The organism is Psychrobacter jeotgali (assembly GCF_904846315.1).
In the GTDB taxonomy this organism is placed as follows: domain Bacteria; phylum Pseudomonadota; class Gammaproteobacteria; order Pseudomonadales; family Moraxellaceae; genus Psychrobacter; species Psychrobacter jeotgali.
The window spans coordinates 2,685,518-2,706,257 of sequence record NZ_CAJHAF010000001.1 but is presented as its reverse complement, the minus strand read 5'-3'; the positions used below and the strand labels follow the sequence as shown (position 1 = coordinate 2,706,257).

22 protein-coding genes are annotated in these 20,740 nt (G+C 43.1%); 11 read left to right on the top strand and 11 right to left on the bottom strand.

The genetic code is table 11. The features are described from left to right. Positions 1–42 precede the first annotated feature (42 nt). Entirely contained in the window at positions 43–933 is an 891-nt protein-coding gene (locus JMX18_RS11240; protein ID WP_201587768.1) for a LysR family transcriptional regulator, read from the top strand. Between the two features lie 86 nt (positions 934–1,019). Then, positions 1,020–1,277, top strand: a complete 258-nt coding sequence (locus tag JMX18_RS11235) for a hypothetical protein (protein WP_201587766.1) — start codon at positions 1,020–1,022, stop codon at positions 1,275–1,277. An 82-nt stretch (positions 1,278–1,359) separates the two neighbouring features. On the opposite strand, the gene JMX18_RS13265 is transcribed toward JMX18_RS11235, so the two are convergent. Continuing rightward, positions 1,360–1,674 (bottom strand): REP-associated tyrosine transposase, encoded by a 315-nt coding sequence (locus JMX18_RS13265; RefSeq protein ID WP_265088836.1) that lies wholly within the window; start codon positions 1,672–1,674, stop codon positions 1,360–1,362. 334 nt (positions 1,675–2,008) lie between these two features. Here JMX18_RS13265 and JMX18_RS11225 point away from each other — a divergent pair, with 334 nt between their 5' ends. Continuing rightward, the gene (locus JMX18_RS11225; RefSeq protein WP_201587764.1) at positions 2,009–2,863 is read left to right on the top strand and encodes a DUF6236 family protein; all 855 of its coding nucleotides are present in this window, start codon (positions 2,009–2,011) and stop codon (positions 2,861–2,863) included. A 140-nt stretch (positions 2,864–3,003) separates the two neighbouring features. Here JMX18_RS11225 and crcB read toward each other — a convergent pair whose 3' ends face one another. From crcB to JMX18_RS11210, 3 genes are all read right to left on the bottom strand, one after another. Continuing rightward, a complete protein-coding gene (crcB, locus tag JMX18_RS11220) occupies positions 3,004–3,375 on the bottom strand; it encodes a fluoride efflux transporter CrcB (protein WP_201587762.1) in 372 nt (123 codons plus the stop codon). 82 nt (positions 3,376–3,457) lie between these two features. Next, positions 3,458–4,495, bottom strand: a complete 1,038-nt coding sequence (tsaD, locus tag JMX18_RS11215) for a tRNA (adenosine(37)-N6)-threonylcarbamoyltransferase complex transferase subunit TsaD (RefSeq protein ID WP_201587760.1) — start codon at positions 4,493–4,495, stop codon at positions 3,458–3,460. 156 nt (positions 4,496–4,651) lie between these two features. Further along, entirely contained in the window at positions 4,652–5,206 is a 555-nt protein-coding gene (locus JMX18_RS11210) for a c-type cytochrome (protein ID WP_201587758.1), read from the bottom strand. A gap of 405 nt (positions 5,207–5,611) precedes the next feature. Here JMX18_RS11210 and rpsU point away from each other — a divergent pair, with 405 nt between their 5' ends. Both rpsU and JMX18_RS11200 read left to right on the top strand, forming a co-directional pair. Next, entirely contained in the window at positions 5,612–5,827 is a 216-nt protein-coding gene (rpsU, locus tag JMX18_RS11205; RefSeq protein ID WP_201587756.1) for a 30S ribosomal protein S21, read from the top strand. Positions 5,828–6,149: 322 nt separating this feature from the next. Continuing rightward, positions 6,150–6,599, top strand: a complete 450-nt coding sequence (locus tag JMX18_RS11200; protein ID WP_201587754.1) for a GatB/YqeY domain-containing protein — start codon at positions 6,150–6,152, stop codon at positions 6,597–6,599. A 44-nt stretch (positions 6,600–6,643) separates the two neighbouring features. Here JMX18_RS11200 and JMX18_RS11195 read toward each other — a convergent pair whose 3' ends face one another. Continuing rightward, positions 6,644–8,245, bottom strand: coding sequence for a M48 family metalloprotease (locus JMX18_RS11195; RefSeq protein ID WP_201587752.1), 1,602 nt, complete (start codon positions 8,243–8,245; stop codon positions 6,644–6,646). Between the two features lie 436 nt (positions 8,246–8,681). Here JMX18_RS11195 and JMX18_RS11190 point away from each other — a divergent pair, with 436 nt between their 5' ends. The 4 genes from JMX18_RS11190 to thiS all read left to right on the top strand — a co-directional run bounded on the left by JMX18_RS11190 (position 8,682) and on the right by thiS (position 11,057). Next, entirely contained in the window at positions 8,682–9,167 is a 486-nt protein-coding gene (locus JMX18_RS11190; protein WP_227674643.1) for a sulfurtransferase TusA family protein, read from the top strand. A gap of 259 nt (positions 9,168–9,426) precedes the next feature. Next, positions 9,427–10,290, top strand: a complete 864-nt coding sequence (rpoH, locus tag JMX18_RS11185; protein WP_201588333.1) for an RNA polymerase sigma factor RpoH — start codon at positions 9,427–9,429, stop codon at positions 10,288–10,290. A gap of 128 nt (positions 10,291–10,418) precedes the next feature. After that, positions 10,419–10,787, top strand: a complete 369-nt coding sequence (locus tag JMX18_RS11180; RefSeq protein WP_201588332.1) for a DUF423 domain-containing protein — start codon at positions 10,419–10,421, stop codon at positions 10,785–10,787. A 60-nt stretch (positions 10,788–10,847) separates the two neighbouring features. Then, the gene (thiS, locus tag JMX18_RS11175) at positions 10,848–11,057 is read left to right on the top strand and encodes a sulfur carrier protein ThiS (RefSeq protein ID WP_201587750.1); all 210 of its coding nucleotides are present in this window, start codon (positions 10,848–10,850) and stop codon (positions 11,055–11,057) included. Between the two features lie 311 nt (positions 11,058–11,368). Here thiS and hpf read toward each other — a convergent pair whose 3' ends face one another. Both hpf and rpoN read right to left on the bottom strand, forming a co-directional pair. Beyond that, positions 11,369–11,752 carry a ribosome hibernation-promoting factor, HPF/YfiA family gene (gene hpf / locus JMX18_RS11170; protein ID WP_201587749.1) on the bottom strand — a complete coding sequence of 128 codons (384 nt, stop codon included), beginning with the start codon at positions 11,750–11,752 and terminating at the stop codon, positions 11,369–11,371. Between the two features lie 327 nt (positions 11,753–12,079). Then, positions 12,080–13,726: an RNA polymerase factor sigma-54 gene (gene rpoN / locus JMX18_RS11165; protein ID WP_201587748.1), complete on the bottom strand. Its 1,647-nt coding sequence runs from the start codon at positions 13,724–13,726 to the stop codon at positions 12,080–12,082. Between the two features lie 197 nt (positions 13,727–13,923). Between rpoN and JMX18_RS11160 the strand changes: the two genes are divergently transcribed. After that, a complete protein-coding gene (locus JMX18_RS11160; RefSeq protein ID WP_201587747.1) occupies positions 13,924–14,823 on the top strand; it encodes a nitrilase-related carbon-nitrogen hydrolase in 900 nt (299 codons plus the stop codon). 12 nt (positions 14,824–14,835) lie between these two features. Here JMX18_RS11160 and JMX18_RS11155 read toward each other — a convergent pair whose 3' ends face one another. The 4 genes from JMX18_RS11155 to lptM form a co-directional block, all read right to left on the bottom strand. Further along, a complete protein-coding gene (locus JMX18_RS11155; protein WP_201587746.1) occupies positions 14,836–15,819 on the bottom strand; it encodes a tyrosine recombinase XerC in 984 nt (327 codons plus the stop codon). A gap of 87 nt (positions 15,820–15,906) precedes the next feature. Beyond that, a complete protein-coding gene (gene dapF, locus JMX18_RS11150) occupies positions 15,907–16,794 on the bottom strand; it encodes a diaminopimelate epimerase (RefSeq protein WP_201587745.1) in 888 nt (295 codons plus the stop codon). A 215-nt stretch (positions 16,795–17,009) separates the two neighbouring features. Then, positions 17,010–18,374 carry a diaminopimelate decarboxylase gene (gene lysA, locus JMX18_RS11145; RefSeq protein WP_201587744.1) on the bottom strand — a complete coding sequence of 455 codons (1,365 nt, stop codon included), beginning with the start codon at positions 18,372–18,374 and terminating at the stop codon, positions 17,010–17,012. A 101-nt stretch (positions 18,375–18,475) separates the two neighbouring features. Further along, positions 18,476–18,811: an LPS translocon maturation chaperone LptM gene (gene lptM / locus JMX18_RS11140; protein WP_201587742.1), complete on the bottom strand. Its 336-nt coding sequence runs from the start codon at positions 18,809–18,811 to the stop codon at positions 18,476–18,478. Between the two features lie 609 nt (positions 18,812–19,420). Here lptM and JMX18_RS11135 point away from each other — a divergent pair. After that, positions 19,421–20,653 carry an acetate/propionate family kinase gene (locus tag JMX18_RS11135; protein WP_201587740.1) on the top strand — a complete coding sequence of 411 codons (1,233 nt, stop codon included), beginning with the start codon at positions 19,421–19,423 and terminating at the stop codon, positions 20,651–20,653. The last annotated feature ends 87 nt before the right edge of the window (positions 20,654–20,740 follow it).

The window sequence follows — 20,740 nt, the reverse complement described above, 5'->3', positions numbered from 1 at the left end:
AAGTATAATGAATTTCCCTCATTATAATTATCCGATTGTCTTATGCTAGAGCTTCGTCATCTAAATACCTTAACCGCGCTACGGGCACATGGTTCACTCGCTGCCGCTGCTGATGAGCTGCACGTTACCGCCTCTGCGGTCTCGCACCAGTTAAAAGAGCTGGAAAACTACTACGATATCAGCCTCGTCAATCGCCGTACTCGCCCACTAACCTTTACCCCTGCTGGCAAGACATTACTGGCGCTGGCGGATAGTATTCTGCCGCAAGTCACCCGAACCAAGACCAATCTTAAACGCTTAGCTCATGGTCAAGCGGGCAGACTGCGCTTAGCGTCTGAGTGTCATAGCTGCTTTGATTGGCTGATGCCGATACTCAATCAATATCGCCGCGAATGGTCGGATGTGGAGCTCGACTTTGCAACTGGCTTTGAGCCGGAGCCCCATCATTTACTGATGGAAGGTGATATTGACCTGCTCATTACTACCAGCAATTTGCCGTTAGAAGGTATCAGCTACCAGCCGTTATTTGAGTACGAGAGCCGCTTGGTACTGTCACCAACTCATACGCTCGCTGAGCAAGATTTTATCTGTCCTGATGACTTAACGAATGAGACCTTGATTGCTTATCCGGTCGAGGCTAAGCGCCTTGATATTATCGCCAATTTTATGACGCCAAGCGAGGTTAGCTTTAATAAGATACGCAGCACCGAGCTGACCGCTATGCTGATTCAATTGGTCGCAAGCGAGCGCGGAGTCGCTGCCCTCCCCGATTGGGTGGTGGCAGAATATGAGAAAAAAGGTTGGGTGGTCTCAAGACCTTTGGGGGATGGGGTGCATTGCCAGCTTTATGCAGCAACGCGCACTGCAAGCGAAAACATGGCTTATATGCAGGGGTTTGCTGGTCTTTTGGCGGGGATAGTTAAGCCGTTGTAGGTGCTATTTGTCATAACGTCCGTTATGGGAACAATTTTTTATATGATAAGTAGATGAGATATACTTTTAATAAGCTGGAGATAGTTATGAGTAAGGCAGAACTTAATGAATTAGAAGTAATTAAAATATTAGGCGAACTCAAATTTCTTTTCAAACTTAATCATAATGTAATAATTCCAGAGTTAGATAAACTAGAAAATATCACAAAAAACAAGAATTATGAAAACTCCAATATTGAAAGAATTTTTGGCTTTGCATTCAGACGAGTACAGGAAATAGGTATATATGACGAGGACATTGATAAACTGTTCAATGAGTTACATTTGATTATTTGTAGTACGTAGGTTGGGTGGAGTTTACGACACCCAACATTTATATATTGGAGAGTTATTCAACCACCCCAGTCTATAGGTAATAAACCATCCGCTACGAATCGATGGAACGATGGAACGATGAATATTGCCAATCTTGAACCCGTTTAACATACCCATGTTTGACTGGATTCAGATGGATATAATCTATGTGCATACGATAATCCGCTTCATTACGAATGCAATGCTCCCAAAATCGTCTTTGCCAAATACCACGCTCGCCTTTTGTGCGACGGCTCTTTGAGATATGCTCGGTTTTGGCAATACGATAAGAGAAATAGTATTTAATCAGCTTAATACGCTCAGAATAATTAGTATCATCGCTTGGCATCGTGCATAGCATGTGCAAGTGATCGTGTAGAATAACGATAGCATCGATATAAAAAGGATGTTTTTGTTTTACGACTTTGAAAGCGTAGCGTAGTGTCTCAATCTATTTAATTAGCAAATCACTTGATCTATTAGTAAGGTTAGCGGTTAAAAAATAGCTAGCGCCTTGAACGTAGTGTCTGCGATATTGCATGGTATTCTACGAGTAATAGGGTTTAGTTAATCTTAATCTATCGTGTTGGGTGTCGCAAGCTTTACCCAACCTACGTGCTAACTACTCCAAACTAAAACCATAATTCTATATTATGGGCTTTAAATGTAAGTTTCACGAATCAATAAGCACAGTTTAGATAAAAAATTAAAAGGAGGGACTCTTGAACAGAGGGATAATAGCTACACCAGGTATTATAAATAGATTACCGAAAGGCTTTCAAATGAATGGGAGTATTTCTTTAGACGAGATGCGTTACTATGCTCTTTACTGGGATAAAGTAGTTATTCCAACCAATAACTTAGTACATATTGGTGTGCCTCAAGAAGAAGCTTTCATATCAGCTGGAGCTATAGAACGTCCCAGAATTGCTTTCCATGGGTCTTACGAAGGAGATCAAGTTACAAATGCTATGCTTTCATGCCAAGGTCTAGTTGCTAAGGAGTTAGTAAAGGATAAAGAAACAGATTGGGTTATTCAACAGTTTAGTGATGAACTTACCATGTTCGACGATTATATTGAAGAAAGAAACACTTTACGTATTGATCTTGCTTCTTGTCTTCCTGTTCCTACAGGCGAAGTTAATATTCACGATATTTTAGAGTTTAAAGAACTGAGAAAAAATGAGTTTATATCTCTTCATGAATATTTAGATGAAGTTTACGAACAAGCACTATTGTCTCCTGACCAAACTTTAGCGTCAAAAAAAGCTATTTCCAACCTTACAAAATCTATAGCGGATTTAGATAAAGTAACCAAAGAAGGCTTCAAAGAATATATAAAACATAATTTATCAACAATATTCAATCTTTATAAAGAAAAGATAGGTGAAGGTATAATTATGGATATAACTCTAGCTGCTTTAACAGGTAGCTCTATAATACCTGCAGGAACACTTGGTAGTATTGTGTCTGCCACTATAAAAGTAAGTAGTAATTCAACTCAGACATTTAGACCAGCAGATAAAAACCTAAAGCTAGCCTACCTCTCAAAAGCTCAGAAAGACGGTTTATATTAAGAACTGTTAAGTAATCACTTAACAGCATATTGAATACAACCCCACTAGAACCACCAAAACTGACATGATAAGCAATAAACAGCCTATTCAGAATAGTCTAATATAAAGCAGACTATCGAGTGAGTAATATCAATCGCAGTTTATAAAACCAGCTTAAACAAATAAAACCCAGCAGCGGTAGCCAATAAAGTCAGCCCCACATGCAAACCCACAAGAATTAAACCCGCCAGCACGCGCCCGTCATGCATAAAACCAAATACCTCAGCACTAAAGGTACTAAAAGTGGTCAGCCCGCCGCAAAATCCAGTAATCACAAACACACGGACGTTATCGGATAATCCACTACCCGTACGTTCAAACCACACCAGCGCCAAACCAATTAATAATCCGCCTAAAATATTAGCGCCAAGCGTGCCAAGCGGTATCCAACTGTGCAGCGGATTAAAGCGTGTCAGCCACGCTCGCAAGCATGCGCCGATTGCCGCACCCAAACCGATAGCCAACCACTGCATAGGGTTATCCTTTTTTAATCAAAGCTACAAAGAGATTAAGGCTATCCGTAATAACCGTTAAGAATCAGCTTTTTGGTCAAACTTACAGCGCCGGCAATTCCGTCATCGGCCAACGTGGTACGCAGCTGACCGCCAAATCATCGGACTGCCCAGCTTGCAGACGCTCAAAGCCTGCGTAAGCAATCATCGCCCCATTATCAGTACACAATTCAGGCGGTGCATAATGAACCGTGGCATTTATTTTCGCCAGCTCAGTCTCCAAAGTCTCACGTAGATGCGTATTAGCACTGACGCCGCCGGCGATAACCAAACGGCTCATGCCTGTTTGCTTTAATGCTTTGACGCATTTTTTTACCAAAGTATCGACCATCGCATGTTGGAAACTCGCTGCAATATCGGCGCGTACTTGTGGGTCGCTATCAGAATCAGGCGTATCTTTAATCAGGTTATGTACTGCCGTTTTCATACCGCTAAAAGAAAAATCTAGCCCTCGATGCAGCATCGGACGAGGCAGCTCATAAGCGTTTGGATTACCCGATTCCGCCAATTTTGCAATATTAGGCCCACCCGGATAGGGCAAATTGAGCATCTTTGCCGCTTTATCAAAGCACTCGCCAGCAGCATCATCTATCGATTCGCCCAATATCTCATACTGACCGACACCTTGCGCGGCAATCAATTGCGTATGACCACCTGATACGAGGAGAGAGACAAAAGGAAAAGCCGGCGGATTGGCACCCATTAAAGGTGCCAGCAGATGCCCTTCCATATGGTGAATGCCAATCGCTGGAATATCCAAACCATAAGCCAAACTACGCCCGAACAGCGCACCTGTCATCAAAGCGCCAATAAGCCCTGGGCCCTTGGTATAAGCAATGGCATCAATTTCATCCTTTGAGATATCGCACTGCTCTAGTAGCTCATTTAACAATGGCACTAATTTACGAATATGGTCACGGCTGGCAAGCTCAGGCACCACACCGCCATACAGCGCATGCAGCTCTATTTGCGAATACAGTACTTGCCCCAGCAAGCCATTATGCTCGCTATCTATCAGCTCGCTATCAAAAATTGCCAGTCCTGTTTCATCACAAGACGTTTCTAAACCCAATACTTTCATGCATTCGCCTTTACATCGTCAGTCGTACGATGCTCTTTAGAATAAGTTATAAACACTAATTGGCGTTAGTTGATAATTTTTGAAAATTTTCAAGCAAAAAAAACCGCCACTGCTCATTACAATGGCGGTTAGTCTAACAAATTTCAATCACTATCATTAACTAACGGCATCAACCATATATTCGACTGCTGCGCGGACTTCTGCTTCGGTGGTGCCACCAAACGCTTGGGCTGGCATTTGATTAAAGCCTTCAGCTGAATGCATAGTCAAAGTGTCTAAACCTTTACCAAGACGTGGTTCCCAAGAGGCTTTATCACCGTATATTGGCGCATTTAATAAACCGCTATCATGACACATTTTACATTTTTGCTCATAGATTTGTACGCCTGTATTGGCACTAATAGCTTCAGTTTCAGCCGTATCAACCGCTGCACTTTCTGCTTCTACGCTATTGTCCGTTACATTAACGGCTTCATCCATATTGGCGGTTTCAGCGGTTGGTACCGGTGTGGTTTCTGCAAACCCTTGGTCTTCAGGCTCAGGAGCATTCGCCCGTGCTTGCTCACTAGCATCGTCAACCCGATCTACTGCCTTCACTTCGTCTGACTTACTCTCATCACTACTACAACCACTGATTCCCATACTTAAACTAACAGCTATTGCTAGTCCTAATGCAGTACGGTATGAAGTTGTTGCTATCGCTTTTTTCATATTTCATCCTTATTTCTTGCTTAGTAAAGTCGGTATAAAAACATCGAAAACTTATGGTTATAGAGTAGGGCCGTATTGAAATTATAATAGCATAAACCCATATTAATACGTACAAGCCGTATGGCTTTTTTGTACCCTGTTATTACATTTTTATTGACGGTAATAGTGACTATCTTAGTACAAATTTTAGTATAAGAGCTATAAATGTATAGCACGAATAATGTAAAGCCACTCAGCTAAAGACCTTGACTTTACTCACATTTTTTAGTAGAATACTCGCCCTTGTGCTATAGCGCAAGCTTATCCTAGTTTGAGCTGATGCCTGTAATCTTGAGATATTACGGCTAAATACTACTATACAGCCAAACTAATGTCTTTTAATCTCATCCTCATTAAGGAGTCTTCATGCCTTCAGTTAAGGTTAAAGAGAACGAACCAGTTGATATTGCTATCCGCCGTTTTAAGCGTGCTTGTGAAAAAGCCGGCGTCCTATCAGACGTGCGTAAGCGTGAATTTTATGAAAAGCCAACGCAAGAGCGTAAGCGCAAAAAAGCAGCTGCCGTTAAGCGTTATAAGAAAAAACTACAACGCGATACTATCCGTACTACGCGTAAGTACTAATATATTTCTCAGTAAGCTTCAGCATATAATCTAATTTTGTTATATGTGCTTTAGTAGCTGTGATACACAGATAAATAAATGACTGGCCTTGAATGAATGATTACTGTATCCATTCATAATTTAAGTATTTAAGGTTACTACTTTTAAACGTTACTGCTGAAAGTCGTTATTTAGAATTACTGTAAAACTATTCTACGCCTGATATACCAGCGCCACTGCTATCTAATGATATCAGTGGCGTTTTTTATGCTACACTTTTCAATATTATTTACTATATCAACTTTGCCACAACCCTCTAATTTTATAAGGAATAATAAAAGCTATGAGTAACCTCAAACAAAATCTAGCCGATAGTATCAAAACATCTATGAAAGCACGTGAGCTTGAGCGTGTGAAAGTCCTGCGCAACGTGCAATCCGTTATCAAACAAATTGAGCTTGATCGTAAAGTTGAGCTAGATGATGCTGGTGTATTAGACGTATTACAAAAGCAGCTCAAACAGCGTCAAGAGTCTTTGGCTATCTTTACCGAAAATGGCCGTGAAGATTTAGCAACCAAAGAGCAGTTCGAGATTGATATCATCAATGAATTCATGCCCAAGCAGATGGATGATGATGAGCTGGCAGCTTTGGTCAATGCTGAGGTTGCTGAACAAGGAGCAACCTCCATGCGTGATATGGGTAGTGTGATGGGCGCGCTTAAGAGCAAAACAGCGGGACGTGCTGATCCTGCGGTAATCTCCAAGCTGGTAAAAGAGGCTTTACAAGGTTAAATAGCAGTTAATGGATCTCATTTATTAACCTATAAAACCACCGCCTAGGGCTTGAAGTCTTTGGCGGTTTTTACAGCGTTGATTTCTTGGTTTACACTCGCCAATAGTGGCGTAGTACTACTGCCCTGTGACGCTGGCAGGTTGTTAATAAGCTGCTTAGCCTGGGCTAATGAAGTCAGCGCACTATCGTAACGTCCACTCCATAACTGGTCATGACTACGGTAACGCAGCGCATTGATAGTAGCGATATTTGCCAGCGTAGCTGAAGTGGTAGTCTTAGCTATTTTCTCATTCGCCAGTTGCAAACTTTGCCATGCATAGCGATCGCTAGGCTGCTGCTCGGTCAAAGGTTTTAGCAGTGCTTGTGCTTGAGTGGGCTGATTGTTATTGGTTAATGCTTCGGCAAGATAAAGACGCAAGTCACGGCGCTCGGGGTATAAGCGCTGCTGACGAGCTAGTATTTCAGCGGCCTGTTGCCATTTGTTTTGCTCACTAAGTATCTGACTATAAGTAATAGACAATAAAGGTTCTAACGCTTGTACCTGTGCCGGCGCTAACGCCGACAGCTCAGACATGAGCGCATTCGCCTCATCGAAGCGTTGCTGTTCGCCGTACCAATGCATGAGTGCAATTTTTGCGCCCAAGCTTCGCTTAGCAGCGCTAGTTAATGCGGTCTGCGAGGCATGTTTACCGGTGCTCTGTACTCGCCAATACAGTAAATCGAACAATGCTTGATGACGCTGCTGCTGTGCAAGTGAGAGCGCTGGATAACGCTGGGCGCGGCTTTGAGATTCACTCAAACGCTCATTACTAAGCGGATGCGAGCGCACAAAACTAGGTAGAAACCGATTTTCAACTTGGTTAAGCTGAGTTTTTTGATCCATGGTCGCAAAGAAGCTGGGCATAGCGCGCGGATTATAGCCCGCTTGATTCATAATTTGCATCCCTACCCGATCAGCTTCACGCTCGTTACTCCGACTAAAAGCCATACTGCTATTCATGGTTGCCGTTTGGCTACCTGCCATCACTGCAGCGGCGGCGTCACCATCGACAGCAGAAGCGGCGATAGCAGCTAGCATCCCGCCTATTTGCATTAGTAAGGCTTTTTTACGCTCATCAGCACCGCTTTCATAATGACGCTGACTGATATGCGCCACTTCGTGAGCTACTACGCTTGCCAGCTCATCCATACTATTAGCAGCCAATATCGTACCGGTGTTCAAGCCAATTACTCCGCCCGGTGCCGCAAAAGCGTTAATACTAGGATTGTCAATAATAACCAGCGCCAAAGGAGCCTGTTGCCGTGCTTGGGCATTCAATCGCCAAGTCATATTTTTCAGGGTTTCTTGAATCCAAGGGTCATGCTCCATCTTGGCGCTCTTATTTATATTTTGTAAAGACCAGGCCCCCAGTAACTTATTTTGATATTGCTCATCAAAGCTCAGTCCTTGTCCTCGTAGATTAGGAAGATCCAGCTCATTTAAGTCTGTTGACGGCTGCCATGAGCCCTGTAAACTTGATCCACCCCATGAACTATAATTAGTAGAGGTTGGGTTTGACATCAGCGCTGCCGGCTGTGATAAGTTTGTTTTTGACAAGTTGGCTGCAGTTTCTGCATAGCTGCTACTCATCATTATAGCTATCATAAATCCAGCGCCCAGCCGCCTAGCTAGCGGCCTGTTTTGCTGATAGCATAGATACGATTTGGGCTTGCTTAGCTCATAATTAAGCTGATTATTGACTAAGTATTTGGCTACTGATTTTCTATTAGACTGATGCAAGAGCATATCCTATATGATTAATCATAACGTCATATCGACTATACGAGCTTGTCTACTTAAGGTCAATTCTAGTGTCGTATAGGCTACTAATATCTAGACTGGCGTCACTTTTGTGCAACACATGTTTTTACCATTAATTAAACTAAAGACAGTCTTCTTAACGCTCCTCACAAACAGCTGCAATTGCTAAGCATTGATTTGTTATAATATCAGGTCAGTAACGCTTCTATCCTAAATACTCATCTGTCTACTATTTATGATGCTATTAAAGGTTAAGAGTCCATATATTAAGGTGTTATTTATGTCTAATGATAACCATTTAACGGCTAGTACAGATATGCCTTATCCCTTTTATTTATCACCAGCTTTATCGAATACTGAACAACAAACCATTTCTACTTTATTAAATTTGTTGCCAGTGCACGCTATTGATAATTTACAAGTAAGTGCAGCGCAGATCAGCAGCACCAAAGCTGACTATAAAGCTCAGGTAATGATTAAAAAGATTGTGGATGGACGAGGCTTGGCCTGTCCGATGCCATTATTAAAGACTAAGGTAGCCTTGCGAGAGGTAAATGCAAATGAAGCTTTATACGTAGTGGCAACTGATCCTAACTCGCAAGCGGATATCACTGCATTTTGTGCCCAAACTAGGCAAAATCCTAATGCTGAAACCCTGCTATTATTAGTCAATCAAGCAACCGATAGCACTTCTATAAGTGATAATAGCCAAAGCGCTACTGATACAATATTTCACTTCATCATTACTAAAACTGATAGCAACTAAACGCTGCTATCCTTTACAATTAGAGTAATGAAAATATTTGATTTCCTATTTGTTAACTTAAAATTTGTTTAATTATTTGATTAAGGTCAAGGATATGGCTACTTCTAGTGACTCGCCGAAAGCGAGAAAAACACCGAAAAATAGCGCTAATACTGAAAAGAACGCCGCTCGCGAAGCAGCACTTGAAGCTGCATCTAAGCGCCCGCCTTATGATGCCAGTTTACTTGAAGAGACCAGTACGCGTGATTTAGTACCCGCAATGCCTACGCATTTGTCTGCGCCTGGGGTTAACGTTGGTGCTTATATCAATACGGTGCATCAGATTCCGATTTTGACTCCGACTCAAGAGCAGGAATTAGCGCATCGATACTATGATGAAGGCGATGTAGAGGCTGCACGCTTGCTGGTTATGTCGCATCTGCGCTTTGTGATTCATATTGCCCGTAGCTATTCAGGTTATGGATTGCCGCAAGCCGATCTTATCCAAGAAGGTAATTTGGGACTAATGAAAGCGGTCAAACGCTTTGATCCTAATAAAGGCGTACGTTTAGTATCGTTTGCGGTACATTGGATTAAAGCTGAAATTCATGAGTTTGTTATTCGTAACTGGCGCATTGTTAAGGTCGCCACCACTAAAGCGCACCGTAAACTATTCTTTAATTTACGCAGCCTAAAAAAGACCAATAACCAGCTGACTTTAGAAGAGGCTGATGCTATTGCTAAAGACCTCAATGTCACTCGTAAGCAAGTGCTTGAGATGGAATCACGTTTGACCTCTTATGATGCCTCTTTTGAAGCACAATCAAGCGATGATGATGATGGCCGTTATGCGCCGCAGTTATTCTTAGAAGACGGTATCGATCCTGCTGAGATGGTAGAAGAGTCTGACTGGGAGGAGAGCAATTCCTCTGCCCTAATAGCAGCAATGGATACCTTGGATGATCGTTCGCGTGATATCGTTGAGCAGCGCTGGTTAACTGAGCAAAAATCTACCTTACATGAGTTGGCAGCGGTTTATTCTATTTCTGCAGAGCGGGTACGTCAAATCGAGAAAAACGCTATGGATAAAATCCGTGATGCCATGACTATTGACAGTGTGGTGTTACCGGATGATATTCAATAGTTGCTAAAGAGCACACTTTAGGATGTAGCTTGATTTAAAAAACATAGCTCCATTTAAAGGAGCGCTTTAGAAAATAGATCTCATTTGCTGCTATTTTATTAAAAGTCATTAACCAAGGTTATAAAATGATGGTGAACTGGATAGGTATTGCCGCTATTAATATGGCTATAGCCGTTGCATTAGGGGCTTTTGGAGCTCACGGCCTCAAAAATGTCGCTAGCGCCCAACAGCTTGAATGGTGGCAGACAGCAACCCTATATCTGTTTGTGCATGGCCTTGGGTTATTATTGGTTGGATTATTAATTCGTTTCAATCTTATAGCTCAGACCAGTGCTTGGTTATTGCAAATAGGAATACTTATCTTTGCAGGCAGCTTATACGCAATGACCTTAGGCGCACCGCGCTGGTTTGGGGCGATAACTCCTATCGGTGGCGTGCTAATGATAGCAGGTTGGTTGTGGCTAGCTATAACCGCTTTTCGGCTAGGCTCCCACTGATTAATGTAGAGATAGATTAGAGGATGGACAGAAGTATCATAACTAACAAGGAGTCGTTTTATGAGTATGATTAGTGTCAACGGCAAGCACATGCAAACCACTCATCAAACCGTGCAATTAGTCGTTAATGAGTTGGGCTTAAGTCAAGGCCGCTATGCTGTTGAGGTTGATGGTAAGGTTATTGCTAAAGATGATCTGCGCCAATTACAGATCGTTGAGGGCATGAGAATAGAAGTGGTACAGGACACCAAAGATAGGCTTGTTGATTGATAAATGAGTGAGTATTTTAAACACTTACTTACTAAAAAGCCCTTAACGTTAGCTACGTTAAGGGCTTTTTTCCATTGTTGAAGCTAGATTCTGCAGTTAATGACCCCTCAAGTAAAATCGAGATAGTTTGACTGGTTCAGTATAGTGAAAATTAATTTTATTATCATAATTGTTATTAATCACCACCACTACCAAACCAGTCAAAGCTTAACACTTGTGATTTAGACTGCTACTGGTTCTTATTGAACTAGATTTGAGAAGTTATAGCTACTGTTAAACGAGTCTATACTACTATTGATCTACCAACTTTATTAGGTGGTTGGTAAGCTCTCATCAATCTCATTATCTACATAAAGCTCACCAAGCCCAGTACTTTGAGTTTTCCTGCGCTCTTGACGAGTTTTATATTTGCGAACTTGTCTATCAAGTTTATCTGCCATTTCGTTAATAGCTTTATACATATCATCTTCATGCGCTTGGACGAACATTTCTTGACCTGAAACTCGCATAATAGCTTCAGCTTTATTATTCTTTTGACTGCCATCACCTCTTGTAGGACTATGTTGCTGCGACAAAATCACTTGGATACTCTGAATTTGATCAAAATGACGTTCAATTTTGCTAAGTTTGTCGCGAACTGCTTTATCCATGGCTTCAGTAACGCTGATATGGTGACCACTAATCGAAACATTCATATTATTGTCCTTATATTTATCACTTATAACTACAGATGATCTAGCAGCCTTGCTATTCTCATCTTACCTTATCAATATTTATTATTAGCTTACCGTATTACCCATTTCAGGCAGATACTGATTGATCAACATTGGCTGCGCATCCCTGATCATTACCTTTTGCTGATATAAATAAGCTTATAATCTTCGCTATTGATATGCTTCTAATTTGTCATGAAAACCGGATAGTAGCAAGACAGCATATTGTAATTAAATGTAAATAGCACTGTTGTTGTTTACAGAATTATATATAATCGAGACTTTTTATTTTTATTTCCAAAGCTATTGCTAGTATTTTTGTTTGCGCTGAGTAGATGAGACGATATTCATCGCTTCTCGATACTTGGCAACGGTACGCCTTGCAATATCAATTCCCTCTTCTCCCAAGTACGCTTGTATTCGGCTATCGGATAGTGGCTTCTTGGGATCTTCATTAACGATGAGCTGTTTTATCATGGCGCTAATGGCGGTTGACGATATATCGCCCTCATTACTACTGACATGCGATGAGAAAAAGTGTTTGAGTGAGAATAGTCCTTGCGGAGTTAGAATCGTCTTACTAGTCGTTAATCGAGAAACCGTGGATTCATGCAGACCTACTTCCTCAGCGATATCTTTTAAGATAAGTGGCTGCATAGCAGTTGCACCATGCAGCAAAAAGTCCTGCTGACGACGTATAATACTGGTGGCGACTTTTAACAAGTTATAGTTACGCTCTTCTATACTACGAATAAACAGTCTGGCATCGGTCAGGTTTTCACGTAGATATTGATTATCAGGGCTGTCATCACCGCGTTTGACCAGATTGGCGTACTCTTGATTGACTCGTAATTTTGGCAAGGTTTCAGGGTTAAGGCGAACCTGCCAGCTCTCTTCATCATGTGGTGCAGGGCTGACTAAGACATCTGGAATATCATAACTCTCTGGCAGTTGATTATGATTAGGTTGCTTACTCTGGAATGATTGCCCAGGTGCGGGATCTAAAGTTCGTAATAGCTGCAGGGCTGGAGCGATATCTGCCGCCGACAGACCGGTGACGTCTGTTAGCTTTTTAATATTATTGCTGACCAAATACTCACTAGCGGAGAGTAGTTTTTTTGCCTGCTGGAAGTATTCGATAGTCGAATCAAGCTTAGCCAGTTGTAGCGCCAAACACTCACTAAGATTAGCTGCCCCTACCCCTAACGGATCACAGGACTGGATAATGCGCAGTACCGCTTTTATCTCATTGCGCTCAATCTGATTATCCCATTGATAAAAGCTCGCCATCGTATTGAAGCTTTGTAATAGCTCATTAATATCGAGCTGAATAAAGCCTCTATCATCCATCGACTCGATAAGATAATCAGCAATCAGCATATCGGTATCAGATAAATGTTTAAAATTCATCTGCCAACGTACATAATCCTGAATAGAGCTGTGCGTAGTACCTTGATAGCTGTCAAACTCCTCATAGTCTGTGCTAGTAGCCTTGCTGCTAGTTTTGGAGGTATAGTTGCCGGTATCAAAGTGGCTGTTATCAAAATTGCTGATACCGAAGCTATCGTCAAGGTTAACGCTATCTTCTAGCGCATGATTATCGATAGCGCTGTCATCAATACCCGCTTGAGTCAATTTATCCAAGCTATCGCTAACCGTAGTATCATAATCATGGTAATCATCCGATTCTGTTTCAGAGGTCTCATGCGCAGTGCCGCTATTCCACATCTCAAGCGTTAATGCTTCAGCAGTATCTAGTCCTAATTGCTCATCATTGCTCATCTCTACTTCATCCTCCTCTACTCTTTCAAGCAGCGGATTACTATCCAGCTTTGCTTGCACCTCTTGTGCCAGCTCAAGGCTAGAGAGTTGCAACAGCTTAATCGCCTGCTGCATTTGCGGGGTAAGTTTTTGCGAAGTAGTTAGCGTGGTCGCCAGTCCGAACGACATACTCATGAGTAGCTTTTACACTCCAAAACCAAAGGTAGTTAAATTATTATTTATTGTGTTAATTTTGTTAAGTCGTGACGATAGCATTTTTTGTACCCTGGTTACCATGATAATTTACATCTTAGTGTTAATAATTTCCCGCCCTGTTTGATATAAACCCCAACTATCAAAAATAAATATTGCTAAATAACTGAGACCTCACGATGCATAATGACAGCCATTCACTAAAAATAGCTGCGGTACAAATGAATAGCCAACAAGATATTGAAGCTAACCTAGTAACTATTAAGGCCGCTATCGATGACGCAAGCTCTAAAGGCGCACAACTGATCGTGCTGCCTGAGAACTGCTGTAGTATGGGCCGGCAAACTGAAACTGCCGAGCGTTTTGAGGCATTGTCAGCCGTACTGGCTGATTATGCAAAAACATATGGCGTCTACCTGTTAGCAGGCTCATTACCTTGTCCCTATCGTCCTGATGGCGTCATTGTTCCTGATGGGCGTTTACGTCAAGTCAGTCAATTGTTTGCACCAGATGCTACTCAAGTAGCCCGTTATGACAAGATTCACCTATTTACTGCGACCGTTGCTGATAAGCAAGGCAGCTATAATGAGGCGGCGACTTTTGAGCCGGGGACGCAAACGGTAGTGGCTGCTATTGAAGCCAAGGACGTGATTTATCAATTGGGCATGATGGTTTGCTTTGATTTACGTTTTCCAGCATTGGCCCAGCGTTTGCGGCAAGCAGGCGCTGATATGCTTAGTGCGCCCTCGGCTTTTACTTATATGACCGGTCAAGCCCACTGGTCGCTATTGCTGCAAGCACGCGCTTTAGATAGTCAATGCATGGTGATTGGTGCTGCACAAGGCGGGAATCATCATTATAAAGGCGGTAAGGTGCGTCAAACTTGGGGGCATACGGCGATTACTGATTTTAGTGGCAACCTTATAGACCGCTATGGGCATAGTAGTCTTGGACATGAACCGCTAGCGGCTGGCAATAACACTGATAATTATGCTTTGGTATGGGGTACTTTAGATAGACAAGCCCAGCAGCAAGGTAGAGAGAAAATGCCTATTTTTCAATGCCATCGTTTAGCATAAAACACCTCCTGCTCATTCTGCTTCATTTTGAATGTGAATAGCTCGAGGGTGAGCACGGTCATAGACTTGGGTTAGCTTAGCAAAATCGACATGAGTATAGATCTGGGTGGTGCCAATATCACTGTGCCCTAGCATTTCCTGTACGGCACGCAGATCACCACTGCCTGATAAGAGATGCGAGGCAAAGCAGTGGCGCAGTAGATGCGGATACATATTTTGGGCAATGCCGGCACGGGCTGCGGCTACTTTTAGGCGCTGCTGTACCGCTCGTGTCGACAGCCGGGTCCCGAGCTTTTCACTAATAAATAACGCATTATCCTGCTGCTCTACCCATAAATGACGATGCGGCAAATAACGTTTGATAGCAGTCGCTGCCTTTTCACCGATAGGCACTAGGCGAGTTTTGTTACCCTTGCCAGTAACGCGCACTCGTAAGTCGGTTAAATCTATATCCATCATATCGAGCGCTACCAGCTCGCCTACCCGTAAGCCGCTGCTATAGAGCAGCTCAAACATCGCTTTATCACGCAGCCACAACCGTGCTTGTTCTGGGGTATCAGGTATAGGCTGATCTAACAATTGCGTTAGCAAATCTATATCAGCAATAGAAGGCAGCGGTCTAGGGCTACGTTTGAGCTGATAACCAGTCGCTGGATTGATACGTGCCAACCCCTCTTCAATCAGCCAACCATAAAAATGACGAATGGCCGACAACTCTTGTTGTACGCTTGCCAGCGCCAGCTTATCTTCATCTAAACGCTGACTAATATGCTGTGCCAATTGACGCTTATCACAGCGTGTCCATGTCAGTTTTTTGCCACGTAAATATAGCGCTAACTGACTTACTCCAGCAAAATAAGCACTTAGGGTATGCTCGGAGTGGTTACGCACTGCCAAAGTATCGAGCCAGCGTTCTACAGGCACCAGCAGCTCGAGCAATGGCTCATCTAATTCGATCGAGTGTGCCAGTCGGCGGTGGTACTTTGCAATAGACATAGATAACCTTTAACCCTAAAAACCTGCGCCATGAAAATGAAAGACGCCTTGTTAGTTAACAAACTGCTTAGTTAACACACTGCGGCATTAAGCAGTCGGCTTAGGCTTGATACCCGCCTGCGCCATCAACCCATCGGGACTAAACACCCCTTCATAAACAAAGGCGGTAGGCCCAGTCATCATCACCGCATACCCCGGCTGCCAGCTTACAATCATGCTGCCGCCATAAAGCTGAGCGCGAATATCTTCACCTTCATCGAGCCAGCCTTCACGGATGCCAATAGCAACCGCAGCGCAGGCACCTGTACCGCAAGCTTGGGTTTCACCAACCCCGCGCTCATAGACTCGTAAGCGAATATGACGCTGGTTAATGACCTGCATAAAGCCAACGTTGACGCGCTCAGGAAATGCAGGATGCGACTCCAGCGCTTTGCCTAAGTTTTCGACATCCGCATCCAGTACATCGTCAACTCTAATAACTGCATGAGGATTGCCCATATTGGCAACGTATAATTGTACTGGCGTGCCATCGACGCTCAGATGATAAGCATTCTGTATTTTGGTCGTAGCTTTGGGAGTAAATGGAATCTCATCCGGCTCGAATTTAGGTTTGCCCATATTAACCTCGACCCAGCCATAACGATCGGTGGTCAAAGAGATAATGCCACCAGCGGTCTCTACCCGCAGGCGCTGCTTAAATGACAGCTTCCGCGCTTGCACAAAACGAGCAAAACAGCGCGCCCCATTGCCGCATTGCTCAACTTCATTGCCATCGGTATTAAAAATGCGATAACTAAAATCAACATCAGGACGCATCGGCGGCTCAACGACCAACAGCTGATCGAAGCCGATGCCTAAGTGCCGATCGCCTAATAATTGTATTAATTCTTTGGTTAGATCTAAGCGCTGAGTTACCAAATCGATGACCATGAAATCATTGCCCAAGCCATGCATTTTTGTAAATTCTATCAACATATCCTTGTGTCCTATTCTATTTTTATGTACCTGTTATATTAGCATGCTGTCTGTCACAATGATAATTATCACTACTACCAGCGCCCGTTTATGGCTAATAAAAGCTGACCGTTGTGGCTAATAAAAGCTGGCGAGAAAAAACCCATTGTCCTAAAAACAATGGGGTCTCTATACAGCAATAATTCTCAAGCCTTTATAAGCTTATAAATTTAACCTTAATCTTCATTTTGCCATAAGGTCTCATTGGCATATAAGTCTTCGATCGTTTCACGCTTACGTATCAGTTGATGCTGCTCTCCGGCCACCATAACCTCGGCAGCACGTGGGCGTGAATTATAATTGCTGCTCATTACAAAGCCATAAGCACCTGCGCCCGTTATCGCCAAGATATCGTCTGTGGCCAGCGTTAATAGACGATCTTTGGCCAAAAAGTCACCGGTTTCACAGATAGCGCCAACGATATCCCATGGCTGCGTGCCTTCAGTATCGATGCCGCGACTGGGCAATTTACTAGGAATGACTGCCATCTCAGCTTGATACAGCGCAGGACGAATCAAGTCATTCATCGCCGCATCTACAATAGCAAAGTTCTTATGCTGTGTCGGTTTTAGTACCTTAACGCCCGTTAGCAACACCCCGGCATTGGCAACCACACTACGACCGGGCTCAAAGAATACCGTTAAGCCAAGCTCAGTCAGTTTTGGCAATAAAGCTTGTGCAAACTCCTCAATCGACACCGGCGACTCATCAATATAGCGCACGCCTAAACCGCCGCCCAAGTCAACATGCTGGAGCTCAATACCTTTTGCAGACAGTCCCTGAATAAGCTCTATCACTTTATCCAATGCGGCAACAAAGGGCTCAACCTCGGTCAATTGCGAGCCAATATGACAGTCAATGCCGATGATATCGATATGGGCTAAGCTGGCCGCTTGGGTATAAACCTCTAGCGCCAGCTCATGAGCGATGCCAAATTTATTGTCTTTTAGACCGGTCGATATGTAAGGATGAGTCTTGGCGTCAACATCTGGATTGACCCGTAGCGAAATCGGTGCCAATTTATCAAGCTGCTGCGCCACTTCATTGATTAAAGTCAGCTCAGCAACAGATTCAACATTGAAGCAAGCAATACCTTGATTCAAAGCAAACTCAATATCACCGCGAGTTTTGCCAACCCCTGAAAACACTACCTTGCTAGCCTCGCCACCTGCCGCCAATACCCGCATAAGCTCGCCACGTGAAACAATATCAAAGCCTGCTCCCGCTTTGGCAAGTACGCCTAGCACTGCCAGATTAGAGTTGGCTTTTACGGCATAACAAATCTGATGCTCAAGGGCTGCAAAGCTATCACTATATGCCTGATAAACGTCAAGTATCGCCTGCTTTGAATAGACATAGCACGGGGTATCGTAGTGCTGTGCTAGCTCATCGACGCTGGCTCCTTCTATATATAAAGCCTCATCATGGTACTCTAAGGCGGAGAAATGGGCAGTTAAGGCAGCAGGATCAATATATAGCCCTTGTTCTGTTTGCACCGTGACGGTGTCATTTATACTAGCTTGCGACTCAGAATTACTCATAAATAAATCTCTAATTTAATCCGCTTATCAAGGTTGAGAAAGGTTGAGAATGACTCAATACCATCTAATATTAATACTATCTAATAAAGGTTCAATACAGTCTAATAATCGTTAGGATCGTCACTTACCGCGGGCAGGACTTGCTTTTGTTCTAGATAGCGCTGTTTTTGATAGTCGGCATCATCAATCGATGCAAAAGCAGCATCTTGTGGATGGCTGGTGCTATCTAACGCCTCTGAAGCGGTTTCGGTAACTATGGTCTGGCTGCTATTTTGGCCAGGTTTTTCTGTTAAATATAAGTCGCCTTTTTGACCACAGCCTGTCAATCCCAACATAATTACACCCATTATAATTAAGCTACCAGCCCTATGACTGCTACGATTAACCGTTAGCTTATGAGTAAACTCGGTGTTTAAAGGACGACGTAAAATGAACATAGAAGGAACAACCTTATTAAGGTAAAGATGACAAAATTTAAAAACGACCACAATAAATTGCTGTAAGTAAAACAATCTAAATTGAAACACCCTCTAAGTTAGATCACTCTAGAAACTTAGCTGAAAAAGCTTGAATAGGGTACAGCAATCAATCATAGCATTATTCAGTAAAGCTGTGCGTACCGCAGCTTGATTTAGACGTCATTTTAATAAATTTTCTTCTGGCTTTGGCAGCTTAGCTTTTGCTTTTAGCAGTGCCGACTTTATTTGGCAATACACTTGATCTTTACTGAGCTACTCAGAGAACAGTTGTAACTACCGCTTGACGAATACGGATATTAAACCTTATAGTTATCATGGTATAACTAGCAAAATATGTTACATTACAATTAGACTGAATATCTACACCTAAAACCATTTAATAGCGGCGGTGTAAGCTAGCAGCCTTTGCAAAACCAATTGCTGAGGCTATAGTGAAACAGACATTTAGCGATATTTTCTTTGCGCCTATCTTTGTAAGACTGGCAGCGATAGTATTGATTTTTGTTTGTTCAATCACTGTTAATCCGCTATGATTAACTACTTGTCAAAAACATCTAAGGATAGAGCATGAGCGACAGCATAACCACCCCCACCTTTAGCGATCAGAATACTGGCGATTCAAACTTAACCAACCCTACTTTAGTTTTAAACTGCGGATCCTCTTCCATCAAATACGCCTTAATCAGTGAAGATGAATCTACCCGTATCACAGGACTGGCTGAGAACTTAGGTCTTGATACGGCGCGCATTAAGCATACCGCTTTGAACGGTGAGAAGTTAGAAATCAGTATTGCTGGTGGTCGTCATGAATTGGCGCTGCAGAAAATCCTTGGACTACTTGAACAGTATCATTTCATAGCTGTTGGTCACCGCGGTGTTCATGGTGGCCGTGAATACTCTGAAGCCGTCCGTGTCGATGAGCACGTGTTATCAGAAGTCAAACGCCTAAAGATTCTTGCCCCGCTACATAACCCTGCCAACGCTTTGGGCATCGAAGCGGTACAAGCTATCTATCCTGAGATTCCGCAAGTGGTGGTTTTTGATACCGCTTTTCACCAAACTATGCCACCAGTAGCTTATCGTTATCCGATTCCAAAGGCCTTATACGAAGAAGAGAAAATCCGTCGCTATGGCTTCCACGGTACTTCTCATGCCTATGTATCAGAACGTGCCGGCCAAGTAACTAAAGCTAAAGGTCCTCATGGCTGGCTGACCGCGCATTTGGGTAACGGCTGCTCGGCCACTGCCGTTTATGATGGCAAGAGCTTAGACACTAGTATGGGGCTCACGCCGCTTGAGGGTCTAATGATGGGCACCCGTAGTGGTGATATCGACCCTGGTCTACATATTCATTTAAAACGCTTGCTCGGTTTGAGTCTAGAAGAAATTGACAAAATCCTTAATAGTGAAAGCGGCTTACTGGGTATTTCAGGGCTATCAAATGATTTGCGTACCGTTGAGCAAGCCGCTAACGATGGCCATAAAGACGCTATGCTGGCTATTGAGATGTTCTGTTACCGCGTCGGTAAGTACTTAGCCAGCCTAAGCTGTGCGCTGCCTGAATTTACTGGTATCGTCTTTACTGGCGGTATCGGTGAAAACTCTGCAACCACGCGGGCACGTATTTTAGATGTGATGCGTCATTTTGGCATCAAGTTTGACGCCGATAAAAACAAATCACTCGCTGGCGGCGCTGAAGGCAGTTTCCACAGCGATGATAGCAGCATTGAGCTGTGGGTCATTCCAACTGATGAAGAGTGTCAGATTGCTAAAGAAACACGCCAAACTTTGGGTTTATAAATGAAAAGGTTTATAAGCGATAAGGTTTATAAATAACGGGGTCTAGCAACTGCAATGATAAGCTATATTTAATATCAGCTTATCGGT